Here is a 712-nt window from a genome sequence, read left to right on the forward strand (position 1 = left end):
TAGCGGCAGCCACAGCGCCGGGTCTCGCCTTATTGATGTATTTTTACTTGAAGGACAGGTATGATTCGGAGCCACTGCACATGGTTATTAAAGTGTTTTTGCTCGGCTTTTTGGTGGTTCTTCCTGTCATGATTTTTCAACGCGGGCTGCTGCTTTGGCTAGGGGATCACACGTTAATCCAGGTGTTCGGTATTTCAGCAGGGGTGGAAGAGTTTTTTAAATGGTTTCTGTTGTATCACATCATCTATAATCATACCGAGTTCGACGAGCCTTATGATGGTATTTTGTATGCGGCCGCAGTCTCACTCGGATTTGCAACGGTTGAAAATCTGTTATATGCCTGGGCGGGCCATGCTTCGGTTAGCATGATGCTGATGAGATCATTGCTACCTGTATCCGGTCATGCGATGTTTGGCGTAATGATGGGCTACTACATGGGGAAGGCTAAGTTTTCAGAGGGCTTGAGGAGCAAATACATGTTGCTGCTGTCATTGGTGCTTCCATGGTTCTGGCACGGAGCATACGATTTGATTTTAACGAAATTTTCGCATGACTGGATCTGGTTTATCATTCCACTTATGGCATTTCTATGGTATGGAGGAATGGCGAAGATTAGTCGAGCCAATAACCGTTCTCCTTTTCGCTTGTTAAAGCGGGAAGAAAAGGTTAATATGTAACGAAATGGGACACACTGATCTGACAAACCTGTTAG

The 712-nt window shown here is 45.2% G+C and carries 1 protein-coding gene; it reads left to right on the plus strand.

Translation table 11 applies throughout. The features are described from left to right. A partial coding sequence (prsW, locus tag GRP75_RS28645) for a glutamic-type intramembrane protease PrsW (RefSeq protein ID WP_160791076.1) occupies positions 1–677 on the plus strand: 677 nt, incomplete at its 5' end. Positions 678–712 lie beyond the last annotated feature (35 nt).

The organism is Paenibacillus sp. OT2-17, assembly GCF_009827695.1.
Classification (GTDB): domain Bacteria; phylum Bacillota; class Bacilli; order Paenibacillales; family Paenibacillaceae; genus Paenibacillus; species Paenibacillus polymyxa_B.